Annotated in this window: 24 protein-coding genes and 1 pseudogene; 8 read left to right on the forward strand and 17 right to left on the reverse strand. The window is 60.3% G+C overall.

Going from position 1 to position 24,110, the window contains the following annotated elements; genetic code table 11:
- Window positions 1-69: 69 nt before the first annotated feature.
- Entirely contained in the window at window positions 70-999 is a 930-nt protein-coding gene (locus KW821_RS02765; protein ID WP_218290348.1) for a ZIP family metal transporter, read from the reverse strand.
- 100 nt (window positions 1,000-1,099) lie between these two features.
- Between KW821_RS02765 and KW821_RS02770 the strand changes: the two are divergent.
- Window positions 1,100-1,288 (forward strand): annotated as a pseudogene (locus KW821_RS02770) (methyl-accepting chemotaxis protein); the annotation flags it as partial.
- A gap of 96 nt (window positions 1,289-1,384) precedes the next feature.
- Here the strand turns inward: KW821_RS02770 and gloA are convergent.
- The 8 genes from gloA to rsxA form a co-directional block, all read right to left on the reverse strand.
- Window positions 1,385-1,798, reverse strand: coding sequence for a lactoylglutathione lyase (gene gloA / locus KW821_RS02775; protein ID WP_218290349.1), 414 nt, complete (start codon window positions 1,796-1,798; stop codon window positions 1,385-1,387).
- A 107-nt stretch (window positions 1,799-1,905) separates the two neighbouring features.
- Window positions 1,906-2,547, reverse strand: a complete 642-nt coding sequence (gene nth / locus KW821_RS02780; protein ID WP_218290350.1) for an endonuclease III — start codon at window positions 2,545-2,547, stop codon at window positions 1,906-1,908.
- Between the two features lie 31 nt (window positions 2,548-2,578).
- Window positions 2,579-3,337 carry an electron transport complex subunit E gene (locus KW821_RS02785; protein ID WP_042654503.1) on the reverse strand — a complete coding sequence of 253 codons (759 nt, stop codon included), beginning with the start codon at window positions 3,335-3,337 and terminating at the stop codon, window positions 2,579-2,581.
- Between the two features lie 75 nt (window positions 3,338-3,412).
- Window positions 3,413-4,045, reverse strand: a complete 633-nt coding sequence (rsxG, locus tag KW821_RS02790; RefSeq protein WP_042654541.1) for an electron transport complex subunit RsxG — start codon at window positions 4,043-4,045, stop codon at window positions 3,413-3,415.
- A gap of 43 nt (window positions 4,046-4,088) precedes the next feature.
- Complete coding sequence (gene rsxD, locus KW821_RS02795; protein ID WP_218290351.1) at window positions 4,089-5,141, reverse strand: electron transport complex subunit RsxD; 1,053 nt, start codon at window positions 5,139-5,141, stop codon at window positions 4,089-4,091.
- A gap of 3 nt (window positions 5,142-5,144) precedes the next feature.
- Entirely contained in the window at window positions 5,145-7,523 is a 2,379-nt protein-coding gene (rsxC, locus tag KW821_RS02800) for an electron transport complex subunit RsxC (protein ID WP_218290352.1), read from the reverse strand.
- A gap of 2 nt (window positions 7,524-7,525) precedes the next feature.
- Window positions 7,526-8,092 (reverse strand): electron transport complex subunit RsxB, encoded by a 567-nt coding sequence (gene rsxB, locus KW821_RS02805; RefSeq protein WP_042654506.1) that lies wholly within the window; start codon window positions 8,090-8,092, stop codon window positions 7,526-7,528.
- 4 nt (window positions 8,093-8,096) lie between these two features.
- On the reverse strand, window positions 8,097-8,678 hold the full coding sequence (gene rsxA, locus KW821_RS02810) for an electron transport complex subunit RsxA (protein ID WP_042654507.1): 582 nt from the start codon (window positions 8,676-8,678) through the stop codon (window positions 8,097-8,099).
- A gap of 340 nt (window positions 8,679-9,018) precedes the next feature.
- Here rsxA and KW821_RS02815 point away from each other — a divergent pair, with 340 nt between their 5' ends.
- Window positions 9,019-9,216 carry a hypothetical protein gene (locus KW821_RS02815; protein ID WP_218290353.1) on the forward strand — a complete coding sequence of 66 codons (198 nt, stop codon included), beginning with the start codon at window positions 9,019-9,021 and terminating at the stop codon, window positions 9,214-9,216.
- 79 nt (window positions 9,217-9,295) lie between these two features.
- Here the strand turns inward: KW821_RS02815 and KW821_RS21890 are convergent, their stop codons facing one another.
- Together KW821_RS21890 and KW821_RS02825 are read right to left on the reverse strand one after the other, a co-directional pair.
- Window positions 9,296-10,594 (reverse strand): methyl-accepting chemotaxis protein, encoded by a 1,299-nt coding sequence (locus tag KW821_RS21890; RefSeq protein WP_218290354.1) that lies wholly within the window; start codon window positions 10,592-10,594, stop codon window positions 9,296-9,298.
- A 344-nt stretch (window positions 10,595-10,938) separates the two neighbouring features.
- A complete protein-coding gene (locus KW821_RS02825) occupies window positions 10,939-11,775 on the reverse strand; it encodes an AraC family transcriptional regulator (RefSeq protein ID WP_218290355.1) in 837 nt (278 codons plus the stop codon).
- 500 nt (window positions 11,776-12,275) lie between these two features.
- Between KW821_RS02825 and KW821_RS02830 the strand changes: the two genes are divergently transcribed.
- A complete protein-coding gene (locus tag KW821_RS02830; protein ID WP_218290356.1) occupies window positions 12,276-14,696 on the forward strand; it encodes a glycoside hydrolase family 3 protein in 2,421 nt (806 codons plus the stop codon).
- Between the two features lie 84 nt (window positions 14,697-14,780).
- Here the strand turns inward: KW821_RS02830 and KW821_RS02835 are convergent, their stop codons facing one another.
- Complete coding sequence (locus KW821_RS02835) at window positions 14,781-15,218, reverse strand: DUF4124 domain-containing protein (protein ID WP_042654512.1); 438 nt, start codon at window positions 15,216-15,218, stop codon at window positions 14,781-14,783.
- Window positions 15,219-15,576: 358 nt separating this feature from the next.
- Here KW821_RS02835 and KW821_RS21895 point away from each other — a divergent pair, with 358 nt between their 5' ends.
- Window positions 15,577-15,708, forward strand: a complete 132-nt coding sequence (locus tag KW821_RS21895) for a Mor transcription activator family protein (RefSeq protein ID WP_218290440.1) — start codon at window positions 15,577-15,579, stop codon at window positions 15,706-15,708.
- Window positions 15,709-15,854: 146 nt separating this feature from the next.
- Here the strand turns inward: KW821_RS21895 and KW821_RS02845 are convergent, their stop codons facing one another.
- The gene (locus KW821_RS02845) at window positions 15,855-16,178 is read right to left on the reverse strand and encodes a hypothetical protein (RefSeq protein WP_218290357.1); all 324 of its coding nucleotides are present in this window, start codon (window positions 16,176-16,178) and stop codon (window positions 15,855-15,857) included.
- A gap of 269 nt (window positions 16,179-16,447) precedes the next feature.
- On the opposite strand from KW821_RS02845, the gene KW821_RS02850 reads away from it, so the two are divergent.
- Window positions 16,448-16,942 carry a hypothetical protein gene (locus KW821_RS02850; protein WP_256353274.1) on the forward strand — a complete coding sequence of 165 codons (495 nt, stop codon included), beginning with the start codon at window positions 16,448-16,450 and terminating at the stop codon, window positions 16,940-16,942.
- A 46-nt stretch (window positions 16,943-16,988) separates the two neighbouring features.
- Here KW821_RS02850 and KW821_RS02855 read toward each other — a convergent pair whose 3' ends face one another.
- Window positions 16,989-18,200 (reverse strand): Shedu immune nuclease family protein, encoded by a 1,212-nt coding sequence (locus KW821_RS02855; RefSeq protein ID WP_218290358.1) that lies wholly within the window; start codon window positions 18,198-18,200, stop codon window positions 16,989-16,991.
- Between the two features lie 85 nt (window positions 18,201-18,285).
- Between KW821_RS02855 and KW821_RS21640 the strand changes: the two genes are divergently transcribed.
- Complete coding sequence (locus KW821_RS21640; RefSeq protein ID WP_256353275.1) at window positions 18,286-18,459, forward strand: hypothetical protein; 174 nt, start codon at window positions 18,286-18,288, stop codon at window positions 18,457-18,459.
- A gap of 605 nt (window positions 18,460-19,064) precedes the next feature.
- Entirely contained in the window at window positions 19,065-20,258 is a 1,194-nt protein-coding gene (gene fabV / locus KW821_RS02865; protein WP_218290359.1) for an enoyl-ACP reductase FabV, read from the forward strand.
- 144 nt (window positions 20,259-20,402) lie between these two features.
- Here fabV and KW821_RS02870 read toward each other — a convergent pair whose 3' ends face one another.
- Window positions 20,403-21,617, reverse strand: coding sequence for a pyridoxal phosphate-dependent aminotransferase (locus KW821_RS02870; protein WP_042654517.1), 1,215 nt, complete (start codon window positions 21,615-21,617; stop codon window positions 20,403-20,405).
- Between the two features lie 360 nt (window positions 21,618-21,977).
- On the opposite strand from KW821_RS02870, the gene KW821_RS02875 reads away from it, so the two are divergent.
- Complete coding sequence (locus tag KW821_RS02875) at window positions 21,978-22,187, forward strand: DUF1653 domain-containing protein (RefSeq protein ID WP_218290360.1); 210 nt, start codon at window positions 21,978-21,980, stop codon at window positions 22,185-22,187.
- A 72-nt stretch (window positions 22,188-22,259) separates the two neighbouring features.
- On the opposite strand, the gene KW821_RS02880 is transcribed toward KW821_RS02875, so the two are convergent.
- Window positions 22,260-22,517 carry a GrxA family glutaredoxin gene (locus KW821_RS02880; protein ID WP_218290361.1) on the reverse strand — a complete coding sequence of 86 codons (258 nt, stop codon included), beginning with the start codon at window positions 22,515-22,517 and terminating at the stop codon, window positions 22,260-22,262.
- A gap of 156 nt (window positions 22,518-22,673) precedes the next feature.
- Window positions 22,674-24,107: a D-alanyl-D-alanine carboxypeptidase/D-alanyl-D-alanine-endopeptidase gene (gene dacB / locus KW821_RS02885; protein WP_042654520.1), complete on the reverse strand. Its 1,434-nt coding sequence runs from the start codon at window positions 24,105-24,107 to the stop codon at window positions 22,674-22,676.
- Window positions 24,108-24,110 lie beyond the last annotated feature (3 nt).

Raw genomic sequence — 24,110 nt, forward strand, 5'->3', positions numbered from 1 at the left:
ATGCGGGCGGGGGAGGCCGGTGTGGCGTCTAAATAAACCGGCTCGCTCCCCCGACCATCAATCCGCGCCTCAACCCAGCGCCGTGTCGAGCGTCATCATCAGGGCGAAGCCCGCCATCAGGCCCAGGGTGGCATGGGTCTGGTGACCGTTGCGGTGGGTCTCGGGGATCACCTCGTGGGAGACCACGAACAGCATGGCCCCGGCGGCCAGCCCCAGGCCAATGGGGTAGGCGAGGGCCATGCCGCTGGCGAGACCGACCCCGAGCAGGGCACCGAGCGGTTCCAGCAGGCCGCTGCCGATGGCGACCAGCACGGCGACCGAGGGGCGAAAACCGGCGGCGCACATGGCCAGCGCGACTGCGAGCCCTTCCGGTATGTCCTGCAGGGCGATGGCGCTGGTCAGCGGCAGGCCCACCGCCATGTCCCCCTGGGAGAAGCTGACCCCGATGGCCATGCCCTCCGGCAGGTTGTGGAGCGCGATGGCAAACACGAACAGCCAGACCCGGGAGCAGCTCTCATGGCCGGGGCCGCAGGGACCTGTCTTGTCATGCTCGTGTGGGGTGAACTGATCCAGCCCCAGCATCAGCAGCACCCCGAGCGTCATGCCCGCGACCACCACGGCGGCGGCGAGAAAACCGTCCCCGGTGATCCCCTCCGCGGCCTCCAGCCCAGGCAGCAGCAGGGAGAAGGCGCTGGCCGCCAGCATCATGCCGGCGGCAAAACCCAGCATGCCGTCCTCCACCCGCTGGGGCACAGAGCGCAGAAACAGCGCCGGCAGGGCGCCGAGGGCGGTGGCCGCGAAACCGGCGACACCGCCGATGAGGCCGTAACGAACCCCCGGGCTGATGTCACCGGTCGCCAGCATGACGAGGCTCTGCAGCAGGAGCAGCAGCACGGCGACCAGCGCGATCAGCAACCCGAAGGCGGTGAGCGGGCGGGCCTGCATCTGCTCGCGCAGTTGAACGGACCAGGAAGAGGGGAGGGTCGACGCGTTATCCATGAACAAGACCTTGAGGCGAAGGGGAGACGAGGGCTCCATTACATCGCCGGCGCTCCCCTTTGTCCACGCTGGCGGGCCGATTGTGGCAATCGGCCAGGGGATCCAGATCGCCAGCGCCTGCGGTGAGCAGGATGCGGTCTCCGATGAGCTTGGCCGCAACGTGGAGCGGATCAATGAATCCTCCAACGAGGTGGCGATCGGCGCCGATCACACCGCCCGCGCCTGCCTGGAGCTGAGTCAGCTGGCGGCGGGCCTGCGCCAGACCATAGGCCGCTTCCGGCTGGCCTGATGGCCGGCTGCCACGGCAGAAATCTCGAGCATAAAAAACGGGGCCCAGGGCCCCGTTTTTTATTCACCTCCATGCAAGGGAGGGTACTGGTGTGACTCAGACGCTCTGGCCCAGGCCCGCGCCCGCATCTTTCTTGGCGATGAGTTCAATCTTGTAACCGTCGGGATCTTCCACGAAGGCGATGACGGTGGTGCCGCCTTTGACCGGGCCCGGCTCGCGGGTGATCTTGGCGCCGGCGGCGCGCAGGGCGTCGCAGGTGCCGTAGATGTCGTCCGCTTCCAGCGCGATATGGCCGTAGGCCGAGCCCAGCTCATACTCGCTCACGCCCCAGTTGTAGGTGAGCTCGATGACGGCTTCGTCCCTCTCATCGCCATAACCGACGAAGGCCAGGGTGTACTTGTATTCGCTGTTCTCGCTCTTGCGCAAGAGCTTCATCCCCAGCACGCGGGTGTAGAAATCGATGGAGCGTTGCAGATCGCCGACGCGTAACATCGTATGCAGGATTCTCATTGCTCAATTCTCCGGGTAGTGGTTCTTTTGTATTCACACAAATCGTTGATAACAGAGGCAGAGTCACGAGGCTGGCACAACTGCATGTTGTGCAGGCGCCTCATCGATCAGCTCTCCGGGTAGACCTTTTCTTTGTACTCACACAAGTCTTCGATGATACAGGAGCCGCAGCGCGGTTTGCGCGCCAGGCAGGTGTAACGACCGTGCAGGATCAGCCAGTGGTGCACATCCAGCTTGAACTCGGCGGGTACCACCTTGAGCAGCTTCTCCTCCACCTGATCCACGTTCTTGCCCACCGCGAATCCGGTGCGGTTGGAGACGCGGAAGATGTGGGTGTCGACGGCTATGGTGGGCCAGCCGAAGGCGGTGTTGAGCACCACGTTGGCGGTCTTGCGACCGACCCCGGGCAGGGCCTCCAGCGCCTCGCGATCCTCCGGCACCTCGCCGCCGTGGCGCTCCAGCAGGATGGCGCAGGTCTTGATGACGTTCTCGGCCTTGGTGTTGAACAGGCCTATGGTCTTGATGTACTGCTTCACCCCGTCCACCCCGAGCGCCAGCATGGCGGCCGGGGTGTTGGCCACCGGATAGAGCTTGTCGGTGGCCTTGTTGACGCTCACGTCGGTGGCCTGGGCCGACAGCAACACGGCGATCAGCAGCTCGAACGGCGAGTTGAAGTTGAGTTCTGTGGTCGGGTGGGGGTTGTTGTCCCGCAGCCGCTCCAGAATCTGTCTGCGTTTTTGATTGTTCATCGATTCTCGGGTCTGTCCTGGCGCAAGAGCATTAGAGCTGGGTGGCGCGGGCACCGGCCGCCGGCACGCTGCAGTGCGCCTTGTCGGCACTCTGCTTGCGGCCCATCCAGTCGTTGATGGCATTCTTGCCGGCGATGAGCAGCCCCAGCCCGATGAAGCCACCGGGCGGCAGGATCGCCAGCAGCAGGCTGGCATCGGCATGGAACAGCTCGATGCGCAGTGACTTGGCCCAGTCCCCCAGCAGCAGATCGGCGCCGTCAAACAGGGTGCCCATGCCGATGATCTCCCGCAGTCCCCCCAGCACCAGCAGCACCAGGGTGAAGCCCAGCCCCATCATCAAGCCGTCGATGGCCGCCAGCAGGGGCGGGTTCTTGGAGGCATAGGCCTCGGCCCGACCGATGATGACGCAGTTGGTGACGATCAGCGCGATGAAGATGCCGAGCGCCTGATAGAGGCCATAGGTGTAGGCGTTCATCAGCAGCTGCACGCTGGTCACCAGGGCGGCGATGATCATCACGTAGACCGGGATGCGGATGTCCTTGGGCACCCAGTTGCGCACCAGGGAGATGGCCAGGTTGGAGCTGATCAGCACCACCATGGTCGCCAGCCCCAGCCCAAGGGCGTTGGTGAAGGTGGAGGAGACCGCCAGGGTGGGGCACAAGCCCAGCACCTGCACCAGGGAGGGGTTGTTCTTCCACAGCCCCTGCAGCATCAGCTCCTTGAGCTCTTCGCGACGGCCATTGCTCTCGCTGGCGAGACCCTGATCGTCAATCACATCAATCTGTTCCATCTGTTGGCTCCGCTGTGTTCGAGTAGCCGGCTTCGGCCGTCAATCTGTGCCATCTCGGTTCATTATCGACCGGGATCATGGGGCTGTGTCGCAGGGGGGGGCGTCACGCAGCAGCTCCGGGTGCTGTTGCTGCAACAGCAGCAGGTTCTTCACCGCCTTGACCACGGCGCGAGGGGTGATGGTGGCGCCGGTGAAGGCGTCGAATTCGCCGCCATCCTTCTTCACCGCCCAGCTCGCGTCGTTGTCCGCATTGAGCACCCGGCCGACGAAGCTGTCGATCCAGTTGGATTTCTTCAGCTCGATCTTGTCGCCCAGACCCGGGGTCTCCCTGTGGGCCAGCACCCGCACCGCGCTGACGGCGCCCTTGGCATCGGTACCTACGACCATGCGAATGGCCCCACTGTAGCCGTCGGGGGCCACGGTTTCCAGCGCATAGCCGGTGTGCTCGCCGTTGAGCGTCGCGGTATAGAGCGGCATGGGCTGATCGCTGCCCAGATATTCCCGGCTCCTGACCAGCTTGCAGCTGGCCACCAGATCGTTGTCATAGCTCCCCTCCGGCAACAGGGCTTCGAGGGTGCGCAGCTTCTCCAGCTGTTGCTGGTGGGCGATGCGGTCCTTGGTCAGCTCGTTGGTCAGCACCACCATGGCGGTGCAGCCAAGGGCGAACAGGGCCAGGGTCACGCCGTTCTTGCGCATGCTCTTTAACATGTTGTGGCTCCGGTTCCGCTGGGATGAGAAGTCAAAGATGAGGTCATTTGCGGCGCGCTCCATAGACCTTGGGACGGGTCAGGCTGTCGATCAGCGGCACGCACAGGTTGGCCAGCAGCACCGCGAAGGCGAAGGCGTCCGGGTAACCGCCGTAGCGGCGAATGAGGTAGACCAGCACGCCGATCAGCACGCCGTACACCAGCCGGCCCCGCGGGGTAGTGCTGGCACTCACCGGATCGGTGGCGATGAAGAAGGCTCCCAACATGGTGGCGCCGCTGAACAGGTGCAGCATGGGGGTGGCGGTGGCATCCGGCGTGGCCAGATAGCCCAGGGCGGCAGAGAGCAGCAAGGCCCCCAGCACGGCGACCGGAATGCGCCAGTGGATCACCTTCTGCTGCAGCAGGAACAGCCCCCCCAGCAAATAGCCGAGGTTGACCCAGCTCCAGCCAATCCCGCCCCAGCCCTCGAATACTTTGTGGGTCATCACCTCGCTGGCGGTGAGGCCCTGGGTCAGGCCGGTCTTCAGGGTGTCGAGCGGGGTGGCCATGGTCAGGCCATCCACCCCCTGCTTGAGCTGTAGCATGCTGTAGCCGTCCAGGCTGAAGCCGGTGAAGATCACCGAGACGGCGTCACCGAAGCCAAGGTCATAGGCCGCTATGCTCGACGGCGGCAACCAGCTGGTCATCTGGACCGGGAAGGAGACCAGCAGCAGTACATAGGCCACCATGGCCGGGTTGAACAGGTTCTGGCCCAGCCCTCCGTAGAGGTGCTTGGCGATGATGATGGCAAAGGCGGTGCCCAGCACCAGCATCCACCAGGGCAGCAGGGGGGGCAGGGAGAGCCCGATCAGCACGGCGGTCAGCGCCGCGCTGCCGTCCAGCAGGGCCGGTTTGACGGGGCGGCCCCGCAGTTTGAGCACCAGCGCCTCGCTGCCCAGTGCCGTCGCCAGCGCCAGCAGGATCTGGATCAGGGTTCCCCAGCCGAAGAACCAGATCTGGGCCAGCAGGCCCGGCAGACAGGCCAGGATCACCAGCAACATCAGGGTCTGGGTCTGTTTGCGGTTATGGGCAAACGGCGCACTCGCGATATTGAACATGGATCAGTGACTCTTGTCGGAAAGTGGGTCTGACTCTGTCTCGCCCTGAGCGGCAGCCTCGGCGGCCAGTTTCTTCGCCTTGGCGCGGGCGATGGCGGCGGCGATGGCCGCCTTCCTGGGATCGACTTCGGCGACGGGGGCCGGTTCGATCGCCGGGGCCTCGGCAGTCTTGGCCTCAGTCTCGGTGACCGCTTCCCCCGCAGCCTGAGCAGCCTTCTTGGCCTTGGCACGGGCGATGGCGGCGGCGATGGCCGCCTTCTTGGGGTCGACCTCGGCAGCGGGGGCTGGTTCGACCGCCGGGGCCTCGGCTGTGTTGGCCTCAGTCTCGGCGGCCGCTTCCCCCGCAGCCTGAGCGGCCTTCTTGGCCTTGGCACGGGCGATGGCGGCGGCGATGGCCGCCTTCTTGGGATCGACCTCGGCGACGGGAGCCGGTTCGGTCACAGTGGCCTCGGCTGTGTTGGCCTCGGGCTCGGCGATCACTTCCCCCGCAGCCTGGGCGGCCTTCTTCGCCTTGGCACGGGCGATGGCGGCGGCAATGGCCGCCTTCTTGGGATCGACCACGGCGACGGGAGCCGGTTCGGTCACAGTGGCCTCGGCTGTGTTGGCCTCGGGCTCGGCGATCGCTTCTCCCGCAGCCTGGGCGGCCTTCTTCGCCTTGGCACGGGCCAGGGCGGCGGCGATGGCGGCCTTCTTGGGATCTGCCTCGGGCGTCACCGCCGTGATGGTGGCGACCGTTTCGTCGCCATCGCTGGCCTTGGCGGCGCGACGTGCCAGCGCCTCCTGCTTGCGTGCCTCGCGGGCCGCCATCATGGCGGCGTTGTCCGGTTGCACCTCTGCGCCGGCGGCGGTGGCCGCCTGCTTGGCCTTGAGACGGGCCAGGGCGGCGGCGACCGGGTCTTCCCCACCCGCCGTCGTCATGGCCTGGCGGCGCTGGGCCGCTGCCTCGGCATGGCGGGCCTCGCGCGCGGCCTTTTCCCGCTCGAAGCGGGCCTGCTTGGCCTCGAATCGCTGCTTGGCGCGCTCGGCCTTCTCTGCCTCGGCGTGGACCTCGCGGATGTCATCCTTGGCAATCTTGTAGTACTGCACCAGCGGGATCTCGCTCGGGCAGACCCAGGCACAGGCGCCACACTCGATGCAGTCGAACAGGTTGAGCCCCTCGGCCTTGTCGTACTCCTTGGCCCGGCTGTACCAGTACAGCTCCTGCGGCAGCAGGTTGGCGGGGCAGACGTCGGAACAGGCGCTGCAGCGGATGCAGGACTGCTCGGGGCCGGGGGGCGGCAGCTCGGCCCGGGTGGGGGAGAGCAGACAGTTGGTGGCCTTGACCACGGGCACCATGGCGTGGGGCAGGGTGAAGCCCATCATGGGGCCACCCATGATGACGCGCTGATCCGCCTCCGGCTGCAGCTCGAAGCGTTGCAACAGCCAGCGCACCGGTGTGCCGAGGCGCACCCAGGCGTTGCCCGGCTTCTTGAAGGCATCCCCGGTGAGGGTGACGATGCGCTCGATCAGCGGCTCACCGTCGATGATGGCGCGCTTGATGGCAAACACGGTGGCGACGTTGAGCACCATGATACCCATGTCGACCGCCCGGCCGCCCTTGGGAACCTGGCGTCCGGTGAGCAGCTCTATGGTCTGCTTGGCCCCGCCGGAGGGGTACTTGGTCGGCACCGCCTTGACCAGCACATCCGGGTCTGTGGCATGGCGGTTGAGGGCGTCGATGGCCGCCGGCTTGTTGTCTTCCACCCCGATCAGGGTCAGCTTGGGCTTGAGCAGGTGCTTGAGCACCCGGATGCCGTCCATGATCTCGTCGGCATACTGCTGCATCAGCCGATCATCTGTGGTGATGTAGGGTTCGCACTCCAGGCCGTTGACGATCAGGATCTCGGTGAGCTGACCACGGCCATCGAGCTTGCTGTGGGTCGGGAACACGGCGCCGCCGAGGCCGGCGATACCGGCCTGCTGGATGCGTTCGAGCAGTTCGCCCCGCTCCAGATTCCAGTAATCTGGGCGAGCGTCGCGCACTCCCCAGGCATCTTCCCCATCCGGGGTGAGGGTGATGCAGAGATCGTCGAGACCGGACGGATGGGCCACCGTATGGAGGTCGATGGCGGTGACGGTGCCCGAGGTGGAGGCATGCACCGGCACTATGCGGCCCTTGTCATAGCGGGTCAGCGGCTGACCCTTCTTGACCTTGTCACCGACCCGTACCAGCAGATCGCCGGCCGGGCCCGCGTGCTGGCGCACCGGGATGATGAGCTGGGGAGGAATCCCCGCGTCCATCACCGGTGTCAGGCTGGACTGGTGCTTGTTTTCGGGAGGATGAATGCCGCCGTGAAAATCCCAGAGGGTGCCGGCTTTGATACGTTCGAGCAAGGACTGCATGGTTACTCCACTATCTTGACCGGAATGGTGACCTTGGCCAGATCCCATTTCCAGTTATCGACCGTGGTCGGAACCGGGATCATCTCGATACAGTCGGTCGGGCAGGGGTCGACACAGAGATCGCACCCTGTGCACTCGCTGACGATGACGGTGTGCATCGCCTTGGTGGCACCGAGGATGGCATCGACCGGGCAGGCCTGGATGCACTTGGTGCAACCTATGCACCTGTCTTCGTGAATGAAGGCCACCTTCTTGATGGGCACCGCCGCCTCGTCACCGCCGCCGAGCGGCTGGGGCTCGACCCCCATCAGGTCGGCTATCTTGCGCATGGTGGCATCGCCACCGGGCACGCACTTGTTGATCTGATCGCCGTTGGCGAGCGCCTCGGCGTAGGGCTTGCAGCCGGGATAGCCGCACTGGCCGCACTGGGTCTGGGGCAGCAGGGCGTCGAGCTGATCGACGATGGGATCCGCCTCGACATGAAACTTGACGGCGGCGAAGCCCAGAATGAGGCCGAAGGCCAGGGCCAGCAGGGCCAGCACCAGGATGGCAAAGAGTATATGGGTCATAGCGCTATATCTTGATGAGGCCGGTAAAGCCCATGAAGGCCAACGACATCAGCCCGGCGGTGACCATGGCGATGGAGACGCCGCGAAAGGGGGTGGGCACATCGGCGGCCACCAGACGCTCGCGCATGGCGGCAAACAGGATCAGCACCAGCGAGAAGCCGCACGCCGCGCCGAAGCCGTAGATGATGCTCTGCATGAAGTTGTGGCGTTCGTTGATGCTCAGCAGCGCCACGCCGAGCACGGCGCAGTTGGTGGTGATGAGTGGCAGGAAGATGCCGAGCAGGCGATAGAGGGTCGGGCTGCTCTTGCGAATGACCATCTCGGTGAACTGCACCACCACCGCGATCACCAGGATAAAGCCGAGGGTGCGCAGGTAGGCGATGTTCAGCGGGATCAGAATATAGTGCTCCATCAGATAGGAGCAGGCGCTGGCCAGCGTCATCACGAAGGTGGTGGCCAGTCCCATGCCGATGGCGGTTTCCAGCTTGCCAGAGACGCCCATGAAGGGGCAAAGGCCGAGAAACTTCACCAGCACGAAGTTGTTGATCAGGACAGTGCCGACCAGTAAAAGCAGGTACTCAGTCATGGGAGATGGGTTATCCGGTATGAAGGCGACCGTATTATCTGATTTTAGGTGCCTTTAGACAACCGGAAGGCCGCATGGTTATTATTCGGATGGCCAATTTAGGGGGGCGTCGTGCCCCTTTCCCTCCTTTTTCCCTGATCTTGTCCCGGTAAGGTGACCGTGCCCAGGCCGGTGTCGTGGCTTAGGCCTGCGGCAGAGGCATCGTCATAGGCCCGGGCTTTGTCCCCTGTTCATCGCGCAGACTGAGCTGGTCAGCGGCCCTTTGTTGGCTACCTTGGCTACATTTTGAGTAGCAGTGTGGCCGCATGGCGCAAGCGTGCAGAGAGTGAGGAGCCGAGCGATGAACAGCATGATGTTACTGGCGAGGGCGCAGACGCTGCTGACCCACCATCCCTTTACCCTGGCCGATGCGAGGGCGCTGGAGGCGCTGGAGGAGGAGGCAGTGGGCGAGGAGGGGCTGCGCATCGCCGAGTTGTGGGAGGCGGCCCTGGCATCGGCCGACGAGGATGCCAGGCGCTACCTGCAGGGGGAGGATTGAGTCGCGAACTGAATAACGGCTAGCCCAGTCAGCAAACAAAAACACGGGGACAGGCCCCGTGTTTTGTTGTGACCAGCGCTTAGATGGACAGGCTCTTGACGGTGTCTGAGACCGAGTTGGCATCCTCGATGATCTCCTTGATGACGCTGGAGACGATGTTGGCCTGCTCCTGTCCCGCCACCGCCTTGTCGGAGACGATGGAGACGGTCTGGGTGATCTTCGAGGTGATGTCGGAGTTGTGCTTGATGACCGAGACGATCTCGTTGGTGGAGCTAGAGGTGCGCGCGGCCAGTTGCCGCACCTCGTCCGCGACCACCGCAAAGCCCCGGCCCTGCTCCCCGGCCCTGGCCGCCTCGATGGCGGCGTTGAGTGCCAGCAGGTTGGTCTGATCCGCGATGCCGCTGATGGTCGAGATGATGGACTCGATGCTCTTGGATTGCTGATTGAGCAGATCTATCTGCTTGCTGACCTCGTTGACCGAGGTGTTGATGTGGCGGGAGGTCTCCAGCACCTTGTCGATCACCTCGCGCCCCTTGGCGGCGCTCGAGACGGTCTCGCTGGCGATGGCGCAGGCCTTCTGGGCCGCCTCACGGGTAGAGATGGATTTCTCGACCCGCTCGGTGATGTCGCTCGCCAGCTTGATGATTTTTACCACCTTGCCCTCGTGGTTGAAGATGGGGTTGTAGGTCGCCTCCAGCCAGATCTTCTCGCCATGGCGTCCCAACCGCATGAAGAGCCCTGACTTGATGTTGCCCGAGCCCAGATCCCGCCAGAAGTTGGGGTTCTTATGATAAAACTCGGGATCGCAGAATTGGCGGTGGTGCTTGCCGACCACTTCCTCCAGCCGGTAGCCGAAGCAGTGGAGGAAATTCTGGTTGGCGGTGATGACGGTGCCATCCGGTTGAAAGTCGATCACCGCCAGTGACTTGTCGAGCGCTGCCAGCAGGGCCTGGGTGCGCTCCAGTGAGCTTTGTTGCGGGCTCACATCGGAGGCGACCTTGGCGACCCTGGCCACCCGGCCGTCGATCATGATGGGGAAGTAGGTGGCCTCCAGCCAGACGGCATTGCCGGACTTCGACTGGCGGATGAAGCGGCCATTGCGGGCTGTGCCGCCGCGCAGATCCTGCCACAGGCTCTCGTATTCACGGGTTTTGATGTCTTCCGGGAAACAGAGCGCGCTGTGGTGCTTGCCGATCAGCTCCTCCCGTTGAAAGCCCACTATCTTCAGGAACAGATCGTTGACGAAGGTGACTATGCCCGCCGGGGTAAACTGGATGTAGGGAACCTGGGACTGGATGGCTTGTTCGAAGGCCCCCAGCTCCATCACTCTTGCCGCCTGTTCACTCGCTTCCTTGCTGGTTGTGCGTTTCCAGAACATAACAGAGCTCCTCCATGAGACCCTTGAATGACAGACTGACCGTAATCTGAGTAAATTAACAATAGCATCGCTATCCCATGAACCCTACTCGAATCACGGTGAACTTTTTGTATTTTTAATTATCAGTGCCGATTAATTTATTGGGCGAGGAGACTTGAATATCGGCTAGCCCCTGCGTGGTCGGATAATCACAGGGTGATCTCCCGGTCATGCAGGATGCAGCCATAAATACGCATCAATTGGCACCCCACAATTGTGGTGCCATTCGGAATATGATTGCAGGCCTGGGGGCGAGATTATCGGCGTCACACCCATTTACATGAGATCTATTTATATGAGGCCCATCAGATCCGCTGACCGAGCCGGCGCCGATAGTGCAGGGGAGAAGAACCCATATGGGTCGAGAAAAACCGCGAGAATACCGAGAGGGAAGAGAAACGCAGCCGTTCGCTGATATCCTGAATACTCAGGTTGGTTTCGGCCAGCCAGCGACAGGACTTATTTATTCGTACCTTTTTTAATAGCAGGCTGAGATTGGTTTCCTCCTGACCGAGGCGAATATTGATGGTCCAGCGACTCATGCCCATGACGGCACAAATATGATCCATGAAACTGGTCTCATCCTGGATATGGTCATTCTCGATGACCTCATCGAGCAGGGAATAGATCAGGGATGAAAAACCCTGTTCATGTTCCAGCGCCGCCACCTTGCGGGTGATCAGCTGGTGCTGATTCTTGTTGAGCAGGGGCAGATAGGTCTCGGCCGGGCTGGCCAGATCGGCCCCCTTGAAATAGATGATGTTGGCCTCCTGCCCAAACTGGCAGTGGCAGCCGAAGGCATCATCGAGCCGCTTGCGCCCGCGCTCATCGCTCCCGCGCAGGGAAACGACGCTCTCGGTGGTAGGGGCATAGAGACGGACGAGGGCCCTGAGCAGCATGAAGTTGCCGATGGCGGAGTAGTTGCGCTGCGGCATGCCTGACTCCTCGACATAGCCGATGGCGAGATGCTCCCCCTCTTTGCGCAGGACGAAGTTGTCGCAGTTGCCGATGATGACCCGGTTGCGGATATAGCCGAGCACTGCCTCCTCGGCATTTTTCTGATTGAGGCAATAACCCACCAGCTCCGGGAATAATGCGTAGGCCCCGCTGATGATCTGGTCATCTGCATCGGTTTGGCGCATGCGCTCTTGCCACAGGAAATCATATGGCTCCGTCTCTCTAATAAAGCGCAGATGCTGTTTGTCCGAGATGCGGCCATCATTCTTATCCAGCTCATATTGGCTGAGTTGACACTGCGCACGGATGGCATCGGTATTAACGCCATTTTCGCGCAGGAAATGCAGCGTCGATCTGGCGATAATATTGGAAACGCTCTTCCCCATATAAGTCCCTTCATGCCTGATAAGTATTATTGTGCTGGCCAGGCAGCATCCTGCTGCGCTGCGCGATTAAGGCATCTTCCCGGTGAGATAACTGCGCGTCAGATCAAATGCAGTGAAACTTAACGTCTGTTGTTGTAACCAAATGTAACGCTGTGATGGCGGTGGTGATATTGAATATCACCACCGCCATGCACAATTCCCGCTCCCGGATGCAAAGCGGGCGCCCTTGTCTTCGCGCTACGCTGCACAGGCTATTCTGGCTTGTTTGTTCACCTGAACATGGAATGAAAGGGAATCATATGAAACATAATAATAACCTCAACAGATGGAGTGGGGTTGCCATTGCCATCGCAGTGGCCCTGGTGGCGCAAGGATGCAATGACAACAGCTCCAGCGCCAAGACGGAGGTCAACAAGGATAACGCCTATTACCGCGCCCTCGCCGAGGGGATGGTGCAGAAGATGACGCCCGAGGAGCGGCTGGGGATGCTGGTGGGGCCTGGCTATGTGTTTGCCAATGGCGCCTTCGTGGCCAACAAGGATGCCCTGAATAACCTCAAGAGCGATGTGCCCGGCAGCGTGGGCTACATCAACGGGGTATACAACGCCGAGTCGGGTCTGGACATCGCGGCCAGCAAGCTGGCGGATGGGCCTGCCGGGGTGCGCATCACGCCGACCCGGGACGGGGAAGCGGGCACCTTTTATGGCACGGCCTTCCCGGTGGGCACTTTGCTGGCCTCGACCTGGGATGCGGCCCTGGTCAAGCAGGTGGGGGCCGCCATCGGCAACGAGATCAAGGAGTACGGGCTGGATGTCTGGCTCGCTCCCGGCATGAATATCCAGCGCGACCCGCTCAACGGCCGCAACTTCGAATACTTCTCCGAGGATCCGCTGGTGTCCGGGGTGATGGGGGCCGCCGAGGTGGCGGGGGCGCAGGTCCAGGGGGTGGGGACCACCATCAAGCACTTCATCGCCAACAATGCCGAGACCTCGCGCTCCATCGTGGACAACATCATCTCCCCAAGAGCCATCCGGGAGATCTATCTGCGGGGCTTCCAATACGCGGAGGAGCACGCCAACCCCTGGGCGGTGATGACCGCCATGAACAAGGTCAACGGCACCTACACCGGGCAGTGGGCCGATCTCAACACCGCTGTGCTGCGGGGCGAATGGGGCTTCGAGGGCTTCGTCATGAGCGACTGGTGGTCGGGGGACGGCAGCTATGCCGCGATGATCAAGTCGGGCAACGACCTGATTGAACCGGGTGGACCGGCCTTGCCATACGGTTACGGGGATGCCCTGACCGGCCTGCAGGAGGCCTATGCCGCCGGGGATCTGAGCGCCGATACCATAGCGCAGGGGGCGGTGCGGATCCTGACCCAGGTGCTGAAGATGCCATCGAACCAGGGCTATGTGGCCGGCAATGCGCCGGATCTCGACGGCCATGCTCGCCTCTCCCGGCAGGCGGCCAGCGACGGCATGGTGCTGCTGAAAAACAGCCAGGCCAGTCTGCCATTGACCAAGGGCAGCAAGGTCGCCTCCTTCGGGATCACCCAGATCAACACGCTGAAAGGTGGGGCCGGCAGTGGTGATGTGAACGCGGCCCATACCGTCAATATGGTGGACGGGCTGGCGCAGCAGTTCGCCGTTGATGCCGGGCTGAAGGAGTTCTATCGCAGCTTCTTCGAGGCGAACAAGACATCGAGCGACTTCGGTGGCATCTCCACCGTGGTGAGCTGCCCGGAGCCGGCGCTGAGCCCGAGCGACATCGGCGCCTACGCCGCCAGCAATGACGTCGCCGTCATCACCCTGGGCCGCAACTCCATGCAAGGGGTGGATCGCCAGAACCTGAAGGGCGACTACCAGCTGTCGGATGTGGAGCAGAGCCTGATCGACGACGTCGCGGCCGCCTTCCACGGCCAGGGCAAGAAGGTGGTGGTGGTGCTCAACATCAGTGGCGTCATGGACACCAGCGCCTGGCAGGATAAGGTAGACGGCATACTGCTGGCCTACATGCCGGGGCAGGAGGCGGGCAATGCGGTGGCCGACTTGCTGTCGGGGGCCGTCAACCCCAGCGGCAAGCTGACCCAGACCTTCCCCCTCAGCTACACAGATGTGCCCTCGTCCAAGGGCTTCCCAGGTACCGACACCGACGGTGATGGCACCATAGATACCCACTACTACAACGAAGGCATCTATGTCGGCTATCGCTACTATGCGACCTTCGGCAAGGGGGTGAGCTATCCCTTTGGCTATGGACTCTCCTACACCAGCTTCGACTACAAGAACATGGCGATCACGGCCAACAGCCTCACCGAGCAAGGGGGCAAGCTGAGCCTGACGACGACGGTGTACAACAGTGGCGATGTACCGGGCAAGGAGGCCGCCCAGGTCTATGTGGCCGCGCCGGCGGGCACCCTCGGCAAGCCGGCCATCGAGCTCAAGGCATTCGCCAAGACCGGCCTGCTGGCGGCGGGGGCAAGCGAGACGCTGAGCTTCGAGATCCCGGCCACTTGGCTGGCCAGCTTCGACAACCTCAACAGCGAGTGGGTCATCGAGCCTGGGACCTACAAGCTGTATGTGGCCCCGTCCAGCGAGGTGTCGGCCATAGAGCCGCTGACCTTCACCCTGGCCAGCAGGCTGGTGGTCAGCAAGACCACGCCCGGCGCCCTGGCGCTGCCGGCCGGGGTCACCGAGGCCGCTTTCGAAACCCAGTATTGAGGGGAGTAGCAAGGGGGGAGCCTTGGCTCCCCCTTTTCATTCCAGTTTGCAGGTTCAGGCGCCGACGTTGGCACCTGAGCCTACCTATTTCTGCTGCTGAAGGGTCGTGATCTGCTTGTTCAGGGCCTCCATGTCGCTCTGATGGCGGCGGGTCAGGGACTGTATCTCGGCGGCGGAGCGTGGCTCGCCGGTCTGGGATGTCGTGGCCCCGTTGAACCTGGCGATCTCACCTTTCATCTTCTGCTGTTTGGCCTCCATCTCGGCGCGCAGGGTCGCAATCTGGCGCTGCTTCTGGCTGTCGGCCAGATTTTTTTCTATCTCCTGGGTCTGCTTGCTGGCCTCTGCCACCGCCTCGACCGGTGGGGTGTAGACGCGCAAGTCCATGGGTTTGGCGTCACCGCTGCAGGGGATGTCGCTGAAGCTGACGCGGCCGTTGACGGTGCATTGATAGACGGCGGCCTGGGTAACCAGCGGGGCAGTGAGAATCAGGCTGGTGAGGCAGATGGCCAGAATGCGTGACATGGACTCCTCCTTGAATGCGGTGCCTGCACAACCAAGCCTGGGCAGGTGACTTGCTGATTGCATCGGGTATCTGAAACAGTAGTCGCTGCGGCGAGCCGCTTCATGACAGATTGCCACAGTTTATGAAGGTGTTCTGGCGTTGCCAGCCGGTTTGCCTGTGCGGTGGCTCTCATACAGCCCATCACTTCAAGGTGCTCCAGAGTAGTGACGGGGCTATGTGGGAAAAACAGTACAAAATACAATCGAAATGTCAGTCCATCCACTATCACATTCGGGCTATCGGCCCGGTCGCGCGGCCCTGCGTCATATTGTACCTATTGCTTGCCCCAGCCCGTGAGCCGGTGCTGGCAGAGGTGCACTGTATGGGGGGCGCGTTGATTACATTCCCAGCGGGGCGCATCCCAAGATGGCGTTGCGAGATAGGGCTATCCGGGATGAGTTCAACAGTCGCAATATAGCGAAATGGGGTCGCCAACATGGGCTGCCCTAAACCCATGCGGTAGTGGTGGAGCAGTGGCAATTGATCGGGCCCCGGTATCAGCCTGGATTGTTTGGATATTCAGAGTGGTGATGCTCACATCGAGTAAAACCCCGCCATGGCGGGGTTTTACTTTAAATAACCAGAGAATCTTTATATCAGGCGTTGGCAGGGATGGTGCATGTAGCAAGGAATTGGCCAGAGGGCTGCTTTTGGTAAACAATGCGCCCACCTCGGCTATATATTTCCTCAACTATCTTAGTCCACTCGTCGCCATATTTATGTATCACCGTCTTCTCCAGCGGGTCATGAATGACGAGAGACGGAGGGATTTCGAAGCCACTGCAGAGAATTGGCTTGATGCTATCAAGCTCTTCGAAATCACTAACAGAGATATCGCGAGCATCAACGGTAAATGTCAGTGAGCCGCCGTTATTAATAAAGCGTTGGAACTCTTGAGTTGTTGAGTCTATGATTGCCATCTCATCTCCTTAAAACATCAAGTCACAGTCATTTAAAGTGCTGCATAACAATATGCAGGAGCAAAAAAATACCCAGGCGAGGGTCCTGTGTCAACCCTTTAATTGATGCCTAGATGCTGCGAAGTTATATTAATGTTTTTGAAAATGAAACTTTAAATTTGTAATTAATATGTGTGAAGAACATGTAATTAATGGCGTGGCACCTACTTCGTACCCAAGCCCGCCACTGTCACCATCAAGACCAGCGAGATCCCGCTGGTCCCACCTTTATGGGGCTGGAGAGTCCCATCAACCAGGGGGTGGGGACGCTGACCGAGATGGCGCTGACTCTGCCGGCGCACCTCAAGTGGGTGAGCCTGGGCAAGACCAACCTCTCGGCCACCGGCTTGGTGGTGAAGGAGGGCGCCACTGCTCTGGTGCTGGGTACTGACTTCGAGATCAACTATGCCCTGGGGCTGCTGCACGCCACCAAGGCGGGGGCGGTGGCAGACGGTGGTCCGGTGACGGTGAGCGGCAGTTACAACGCCGTCACCGGCACACGTATCGCCGGCAATGTGCAGCCGGAGGTGAAGGCCAAGCTGACCCTGGACGGGTGCAGTGTGATCGGTGGGGAGTCCATCATCCTGACGGTGCCCCGTGCCAGCCTGGCCCCCAAGAAGGCGGTGGACTTCCTCATTGACAAGCCCATCGAGATCGAGCTGGAGCTGCTGGCCCTGGATGGCGAAGACGCACCTTTCTATGTGGACCGACCGGAGACGGCATGACGATGGGGAAGTAGAAACGGCGGGGAAACCCGCCGTTTTAATTCTATCAATGGTTTTCTTTTTTTGAAGTTAGCTGTGAGATCGTAATATCTAATCTAGACAGCAATTCATCATAGCTAATGATGTCAACTATGGATTTATATTTTCTTTTTATAATTGCAAGGTCGCTTTTTTGTTCTGGTGTCATAGTGTTTTCCCGCCCCATGATAATCATCCCCTGTGGATTGGCCACTTTTATGCTTAAAGTGTTAGGGATTTGATTTTGGTATTTTTTAGTTAGCTCTTGCTCAATGGCTAGGCCTGATTTGCTGAGTAGATATATGTATTTCTCGACCTGCATTATTGTACCGACGAGACCGTGAGCAGGTATATAGTTATCTCTGTATGTTGCTTGCCTTAGTAAACAATCATCAAATGGTTTTTTTATTTCTATAATATCAACAAAGCCTGATGTATCGACAAGCATTATATCAATTCTTTTTTTCTTGTCAGTGTAAATGTTTTTTACACTGACTTCCTTGAATGCGGAAATATACTTTGGATACAATAATATTATTATTTCTAGTATTTTATCCTGCCATTGGTGCTCGCTATAAGTTAGCGAGTCATCAAGCATTTCCTTGAGGGTGCTTCTAATTAAATTATATTTATCAATTTCATATTGATTTAAGCTCGGGAAGTTATTGATAGCGGCGGTGTTTATTTTTTTGTCTAAAAAACGATTGTAACGTTCTTCTAAGTCTACTTTTGATTCTATATGATCTTTGAATGTGCTATTTATTCTGGCGTCGATGTAATGATTGATTTCAGTACGATTTGGAATTCTGTTTGTGAGAGTTCTGTATTCTTTGAATGGGATGGCGTCTTTGTTCTCCCCTCCGATATAAACATCGGTGCGCGCTATGTTTGATAATTTCTTAAATAATGAAAATCTCCCTAAAAGAATAAAATGCTTTTCAGTAATGTCGCAGTCACGATGTATGAACACTCGGTTGGTTAGATTAAATATATTGCCATCTAATTGGTAGTAATTTTCTTTATTGAGAGTGCCTGCTTTTATTAGTAGAGAGTCTTCATGGATTGGATAGAATGAATCTTCAGGTGGTTTGTAAACGTTGTCTATCGTGACATGAAGAGAACGCTTTATAATTACTGGCTCCTTATTACCAAGGCGTTCATTAATCCATTCAATGCCCATCTCTGGTTGATACGAAAAAACTAAGTAATTGTTTTCTTTTATAATCGAAATGTTAGTCATGTTGATTTCTACTAATCGGCCATAAACCCTTCCATTTTGCCATCCCTTTACCATGGGGCATATCTGAATCTCTCAGGAATGTCTCATGTCCACTGCTACCACCCTCAAACTCGCGCTAGAACTGGCGGCCAAGGTCACCGGCCGTGAGGATCTGGCCGCGTTGGCGGGTGAGGTGCAGCAGCTGGGCCCCATCTCCGATGAGACCGCCGCCGAAACCGCCCGCCTGGCACAAACGCTGGATGGCTTAAGCCAGCAGTAGGAACTTATCGCGCAGTTCAATCAATCCGCCGATGCCCTGACCCAGCTCGAACTGGCCAGCGTGCTCTCCCGTGACAAGCTGGCGCAACTGCGCGCTGAACAGCAAGCCGGTACCGGGCAGGTCCGTGTGCTGACCGACCAGGAACGCTTGCTGGCCTCCGAGGTCAAGCAGCTGGAACGCCAGCTGGTGGCCCTGGCCAAGACTATGCCGAGGCGTACCCAGACCATCGCGCTGCCACTATTGGCAGACACAGCTTCATCCTGCCGGGGGAGCTGCTCGCGGTGGTGTGGTAGTGGTGCGAGGGGTGGCCATTGGCCAAAAGGTATTTTATCAGGCCGGTGCTATCACTGGGCCTGCTGTTGATTCACCGGCCTTTTACCCCTCTTTAAACGGCTTTCGCACTGGGTAGTGTCCAGGTCGCTGAGGTTGATACACCCGATTGGGTTGAGGGTGTTGTCTTGCACCAACGGATTTTTCATTTTTCGCGGCGGGCGACGGCACTTTGCCGGTTTTCCAGGCAGTTCAACACATCAGAGCACCATAACGGGCCACAATGAGGTATCTTATGCCCCGATTTCATTCATTTAACGGTGTCGAGACCCCCTATGATCATCAAACCCAAGGTTCGCGGCTTTATCTGTACCACCACTCACCCGGTCGGTTGTGAAGCCAATGTTCGTCGCCAGATTGCTTACACCCAGGCCAAGGGCACCATCGAGAATGGTCCCAAGAAGGTACTGGTGATCGGCGCCTCCACCGGTTACGGCCTGGCCTCGCGCATTGCCACTGCCTTCGGCTCCGGCGCCGCCACCATTGGCGTCTTCTTCGAAAAGCCGAGCTCCGAGACCAAGACGGGCTCCGCCGGCTGGTACAACTCCGCCGCCTTCGACAAGGCGGCCAAAGAGGCCGGCCTGTACGCCAAGAGCATCAACGGCGATGCCTTCTCCAACGAGTGCCGCGCCAAGGTGATCGAGCTCATCAAGGCCGATCTCGGCCAGATCGATCTGGTGGTCTACTCCCTGGCCTCGCCGGTACGCAAGATGCCGGATACCGGTGAAGTGGTGCGCTCCGCGTTGAAACCCATCGGCGAGACCTACACCACCACCGCCATCGATACCAACAAGGATCAGATCATCACCGCCACCGTCGAGCCGGCGAACGAGGAAGAGATCCAGAACACCATCACCGTCATGGGCGGTCAGGACTGGGAGCTGTGGATGGCGGCCCTGCGTGACGCGGGCGTGCTGGCCGACGGCGCCAAGTCCGTTGCCTACTCCTACATAGGTACCGATCTGACCTGGCCCATCTACTGGCATGGCACCCTGGGCCGCGCCAAGGAAGATCTGGACCGCGCCGCCACCGCCATCCGTGGCGATCTCAAGGCCAAGGGCGGCACCGCTCACGTGGCCGTGCTCAAATCCGTGGTGACCCAGGCCTCCAGCGCCATTCCGGTGATGCCGCTCTACATCTCCATGGCCTTCAAGATCATGAAGGAGAAGGGCATCCACGAAGGCTGCATGGAGCAGGTCGACCGCATGCTGCGCACCCGCCTCTATGGCGAGGAGCTGGTGCTGGACGAGCAGGCCCGCATCCGCATGGATGACTGGGAGCTGCGTGACGACGTGCAGCAGACCTGCCGCGATCTCTGGCCCTCCATCACCACCGAGAACCTGTCCACGCTTACCGACTACACCGGTTACAAGCAGGAGTTCCTGCGCCTGTTTGGCTTCGGCCTGGACGAGGTGGATTACGATGCGGATGTGAATCCGGACGTGCGCTTCGACGTGGTCGAGCTGTAAGCCGACCCTGGGCCGGGGCGGTTCCCGCTCCCGGCCTGCAAAAAGCCCCGTCTGTCACAGACGGGGCTTTTTTGTTGGTGTGGCCCAGGGATGGGCGCAATAGAAAAGGCTCCCTCGGGAGCCTTTGTTGTGAAGCACGGGGGCTTACTGCTTGTAGCCTCTGAGGAAGCGTGCGAGGCGGCCGATGGCCTCTTCCAGCTCCTCTTCACGGGGCAGGAACACCAGCCGGAAGTGATCCGGCGCCGGCCAGTTGAAGCCGGTGCCTTGCACCAGCAGCAGCTTCTCTTGCTGCAGCAGGTCGAACACCATCTTCTGATCGTCGCGAATGTCGTACACCTTGGGATCCAGGCGCGGGAACATGTAGAGCGCCCCCTTGGGCTTGACGCAGGAGACCCCCGGGATCTCGTTGAGCAGCTCCCAGGCCTTGTCCCGCTGGCGACGCAGCCGGCCGCCCGGCAGGATCAGCTCGTTGATACTCTGGTAGCCACCGAGCGCGGTCTGGATCGCGTGCTGCATGGGCACGTTGGCACAGAGCCGCATGGAGGCCAGCATCTCCAGCCCCTCGATATAGCCCTTGGCACGGCCTTTGGGGCCGGTGATGACCATCCAGCCCTGGCGGAAGCCACAGGCACGGTAGGCCTTGGAGAGGCCGTTGAAGGTCACCACCATCACATCGTCACACTGGGTACAGACGCTGGTGTGGGAGATGTCGTCATAGAGGATCTTGTCGTAGATCTCGTCGGCGAAGATGATGAGGTTGTGCTGGCGGGCGATCTCGATCAGCTCCAGCTGGAATTCGCTACCGTAGACGGCGCCAGTCGGGTTGTTCGGGTTGATCAGCACCAGACCGCGGGTGCGCGGGGTGATGCGGGCCCGGATGTCGTCCAGATCCGGATGCCAGTCGGCCCCTTCATCGCAGCGGTAGTGCACCGCATGACCGCCGGAGAGGGTGACGGCCGCGGTCCACAGCGGATAGTCGGGGGAGGGCACCAGCATCTCGTCGCCGTTGTTGAGCAGCGCCTGCATGGCCATCACGATCAGCTCGCTGGCGCCGTTGCCGATGTAGATGTCATCGATGTCGACCTTGCGCATCCCTTTCTGCTGGTAATACTGCATCACCGCCTTGCGGGCGGAGAACAGCCCCTTGGAGTCGCAATAGCCCTGGCTCTGGGGCATGTTGAGGATCACATCCTTGATGATCTCCTCCGGTGCATCGAAACCGAACGGGGCCGGGTTGCCGATATTGAGCTTGAGGATGCGGTGGCCTTCGTCTTCGAGACGGCGAGCCTCTTTATGCACCGGGCCGCGGATGTCATAGCAGACATCGTCGAGCTTGTGCGACTTGTCGATAGTGAACATGGTGAGCGTGATTCCTTCCCCTGGGGGCGCGTTGGCAGAAAGCGAGTTTTAGTATCTAATTTCTTTGCCCCTATTCTTCACAGAATTGAATGCTAGAACAATCTTATTTCTGGAATAAATCCCTGATTTTTCACTATCAAACAGGGTGACCAATTTGTTGATTTCAGCAGGATCGTTTGTCTGTCTGGCGAGAAACCAGTGAAAGATGAGGAATGCTTTCACCAGGCCGCCCTAGTGTATTGAAATATTCATCCCATCTGGCACGATTGGCTGGATCAGGAAACCGGCGTCAGCCCCTGGTCCTGGCCGTCTCGGGACTTCGTCCGACGGGCTTTTTCATCATCTCATCGAGGCATTGCCATGCGCGCACCCGCACCCGGTCGCTACCGTCACTTCAAGGGAGGCCATTATCGGGTTCTCACCCTGGCCACTCATACCGAAACCCAGGAGTCGCTGGTCATCTATCAGTCCGAGCAGGATGGGGCCGTCTATGCCCGCCCCGTCGGCATGTTCATGGAGTGGATCGAGCATCAGGGGGCGGTGGTGAGCCGCTTCACCCCGCTGGACTGAGCCAGTGCGGCGGTGGCCATGATGCAAAAAGGCGCCAGAGGGCGCCTTTTTTATATGCAGATGATGCTGGGATCAGAGGCCCAGATTGGCCTTGGCATAGGCCTCGAAATCGGTGCAGCCACCGATGTGCTGCTCATCCAGGAAGATCTGCGGCACAGTAGTGACGGGCTTGCCCGCCTTGGCGGCCAGATCGTCCTTGGTCAGACCCTCGGCGTTGATGTCCACATAGCGGAACTCGAAATCGTCACGCTCTTCGACCAGCTGCTCGGCGATCTGCTTTGCACGGACACAATAGGGGCAACCGGGACGACCAAAAATTTCTACAAACATCTTTTTTCTCCGTGATATGAGGCAGGGCACAGCATAGCCCCGCCTCAGGGTCAGTCAAAGTGGAAATTGCCGATACCCATGTTCGGCATCTTCGATAGCCAGCCGAATGTTGCTCGGCAATCTGGATGGGTTGCTGCTGGCAAGGCTCAGCCCGATTTATTGCTCGGCAATCTGGATGGGTTGCTGCTGGTAGATGCTCTCCAGCACTCCTTTCTCAAATCCGGTCCAGGGCCAGGGTGCCTTGCTGGCACGGTAGCGTTCATGGGTGGCCGGATCCTGGGACAGACCGCGCTGGAACATGACGAAGGCCTTGCGCTGACCGCTCGCCGTGTCGATGAAACCGGCCAGGTTGGAGGTGCCGGTGATGGTGCCGGTCTTGGCATGCACCTTGTTCTTCATCATGGGGGCGGTGACGCTGCGGCGCCAGGCCAGGGTGCCGTCGACCTGTGCGCTGGGCAGCAACTTGATGAAGTCGAGCTCGGCATCATTCTTCTGGATGAAGTTCAGCACCGACAGCATCTGGCGCGCGCTGATGAGGTTGTGGGCGGAGAGGCCCGAGCCGTCGGCCAGGGTGGCGTTGCCGAGATCGATGCCGTTCTTGGTCAGGATGGCGCGCACCGCCATGGTGCCGCTGCGGTAGCTGCCCGGCTTGTTGTAATAGTGGCGACCCACCGTCTTCAGGAAGGTGTCGGCGTAGAGGTTGTCCGATCTCTTCAGCATCTTGCTCAGCATGACGGGCAGGGAGACGGAGTAGTGGGTGGCCAGGGTCTCGGCACCGACCGGTGCCTTGTGGGTGACGCGCAGCAGGCCGTCGTGGCTGATCCCGGCGCGGTTCATGGCCCAGCGGATGTTGTCCCAGCCCCAGGCTTCCACGTCGTGGATGGCAAAGCGCAGGCCCTGCGGCTCCTTGCTCGGGCTGATGCAGCCCTTGAGCTCATAGAAGTTGCCCTTGGCCATGTCCACTTCCAGGGCGCAGAACTGGCGCGCCATGTCGCCATAGCTCATCACCTCCACGTTGTCGGCCCCTATGCCGATGGGCACGCCGGTGGCCACGTTGCCGATGGCCGGCTTGCCAATCTGGGTGGCGGTGATGGTGCCATAGGCGCAGTTCTTGTCGATGATGACGGAGGAGACAGGCGCCGCGAAGCAGAGGGTCTGATCCCCCCAGGACCAGCCGTTGCCGCGCTCGTAGCCGTTGTAGGCGCCGGTGTTGACGTAGACATTGCCCTGGATGCGGGTGACTCCGAGCTGTTTGAACAGGGCCACCAGATCCATCCGTGACAGGGTGGGATCGCCGACGAAGTTGATCCAGATATCGCCATTGATGACGTCACCCTGCTTGGCGCCGGGCTGGGCCTGCACGTCGGTGGCGAAGCGGAAGTCGGCGCCGAGTTCGAGGCGGGCGGCCAGGGCGGTGAGCACCTTCATGGTGGAGGCGGGCGCTATCATGTCGTCGGCGTGACGGGCGAATTCAACCCCGCCGTTGCCTTGCACTATGATGGCGTACTGGCCCCCCTTGGGCGGGGTCAGCGGGGTGGCGTGGGCCACCATGGAAAACAGAGCACAAAAACCAATCAACAGCCGCTGCATAAG

Origin of the sequence: Aeromonas sp. sif2416, from assembly GCF_019218665.1 — a bacterium.
GTDB lineage: Bacteria > Pseudomonadota > Gammaproteobacteria > Enterobacterales > Aeromonadaceae > Aeromonas > Aeromonas encheleia.

What these genes read in the sequence shown, in the direction of transcription:
- KW821_RS02765 (WP_218290348.1), bottom strand. Translation starts at nt 999, where the DNA reads ATGGATAACGCGTCGACCCTCCCCTCTTCCTGGTCCGTTCAACTGCGC.
- gloA (WP_218290349.1), bottom strand. Translation starts at nt 1,798, where the DNA reads ATGAGAATCCTGCATACGATGTTACGCGTCGGCGATCTGCAACGCTCC.
- nth (WP_218290350.1), bottom strand. Translation starts at nt 2,547, where the DNA reads ATGAACAATCAAAAACGCAGACAGATTCTGGAGCGGCTGCGGGACAAC.
- KW821_RS02785 (WP_042654503.1), bottom strand. Translation starts at nt 3,337, where the DNA reads ATGGAACAGATTGATGTGATTGACGATCAGGGTCTCGCCAGCGAGAGC.
- rsxG (WP_042654541.1), bottom strand. Translation starts at nt 4,045, where the DNA reads ATGTTAAAGAGCATGCGCAAGAACGGCGTGACCCTGGCCCTGTTCGCC.
- rsxD (WP_218290351.1), bottom strand. Translation starts at nt 5,141, where the DNA reads ATGTTCAATATCGCGAGTGCGCCGTTTGCCCATAACCGCAAACAGACC.
- rsxC (WP_218290352.1), bottom strand. Translation starts at nt 7,523, where the DNA reads ATGCAGTCCTTGCTCGAACGTATCAAAGCCGGCACCCTCTGGGATTTT.
- rsxB (WP_042654506.1), bottom strand. Translation starts at nt 8,092, where the DNA reads ATGACCCATATACTCTTTGCCATCCTGGTGCTGGCCCTGCTGGCCCTG.
- rsxA (WP_042654507.1), bottom strand. Translation starts at nt 8,678, where the DNA reads ATGACTGAGTACCTGCTTTTACTGGTCGGCACTGTCCTGATCAACAAC.
- KW821_RS02815 (WP_218290353.1), top strand. Translation starts at nt 9,019, where the DNA reads ATGAACAGCATGATGTTACTGGCGAGGGCGCAGACGCTGCTGACCCAC.
- KW821_RS21890 (WP_218290354.1), bottom strand. Translation starts at nt 10,594, where the DNA reads ATGTTCTGGAAACGCACAACCAGCAAGGAAGCGAGTGAACAGGCGGCA.
- KW821_RS02825 (WP_218290355.1), bottom strand. Translation starts at nt 11,775, where the DNA reads ATGCGCCAAACCGATGCAGATGACCAGATCATCAGCGGGGCCTACGCA.
- KW821_RS02830 (WP_218290356.1), top strand. Translation starts at nt 12,276, where the DNA reads ATGAAACATAATAATAACCTCAACAGATGGAGTGGGGTTGCCATTGCC.
- KW821_RS02835 (WP_042654512.1), bottom strand. Translation starts at nt 15,218, where the DNA reads ATGTCACGCATTCTGGCCATCTGCCTCACCAGCCTGATTCTCACTGCC.
- KW821_RS02845 (WP_218290357.1), bottom strand. Translation starts at nt 16,178, where the DNA reads ATGGCAATCATAGACTCAACAACTCAAGAGTTCCAACGCTTTATTAAT.
- KW821_RS02850 (WP_256353274.1), top strand. Translation starts at nt 16,448, where the DNA reads ATGGGGCTGGAGAGTCCCATCAACCAGGGGGTGGGGACGCTGACCGAG.
- KW821_RS02855 (WP_218290358.1), bottom strand. Translation starts at nt 18,200, where the DNA reads ATGACTAACATTTCGATTATAAAAGAAAACAATTACTTAGTTTTTTCG.
- KW821_RS21640 (WP_256353275.1), top strand. Translation starts at nt 18,286, where the DNA reads ATGTCCACTGCTACCACCCTCAAACTCGCGCTAGAACTGGCGGCCAAG.
- fabV (WP_218290359.1), top strand. Translation starts at nt 19,065, where the DNA reads ATGATCATCAAACCCAAGGTTCGCGGCTTTATCTGTACCACCACTCAC.
- KW821_RS02870 (WP_042654517.1), bottom strand. Translation starts at nt 21,617, where the DNA reads ATGTTCACTATCGACAAGTCGCACAAGCTCGACGATGTCTGCTATGAC.
- KW821_RS02875 (WP_218290360.1), top strand. Translation starts at nt 21,978, where the DNA reads ATGCGCGCACCCGCACCCGGTCGCTACCGTCACTTCAAGGGAGGCCAT.
- KW821_RS02880 (WP_218290361.1), bottom strand. Translation starts at nt 22,517, where the DNA reads ATGTTTGTAGAAATTTTTGGTCGTCCCGGTTGCCCCTATTGTGTCCGT.
- dacB (WP_042654520.1), bottom strand. Translation starts at nt 24,107, where the DNA reads ATGCAGCGGCTGTTGATTGGTTTTTGTGCTCTGTTTTCCATGGTGGCC.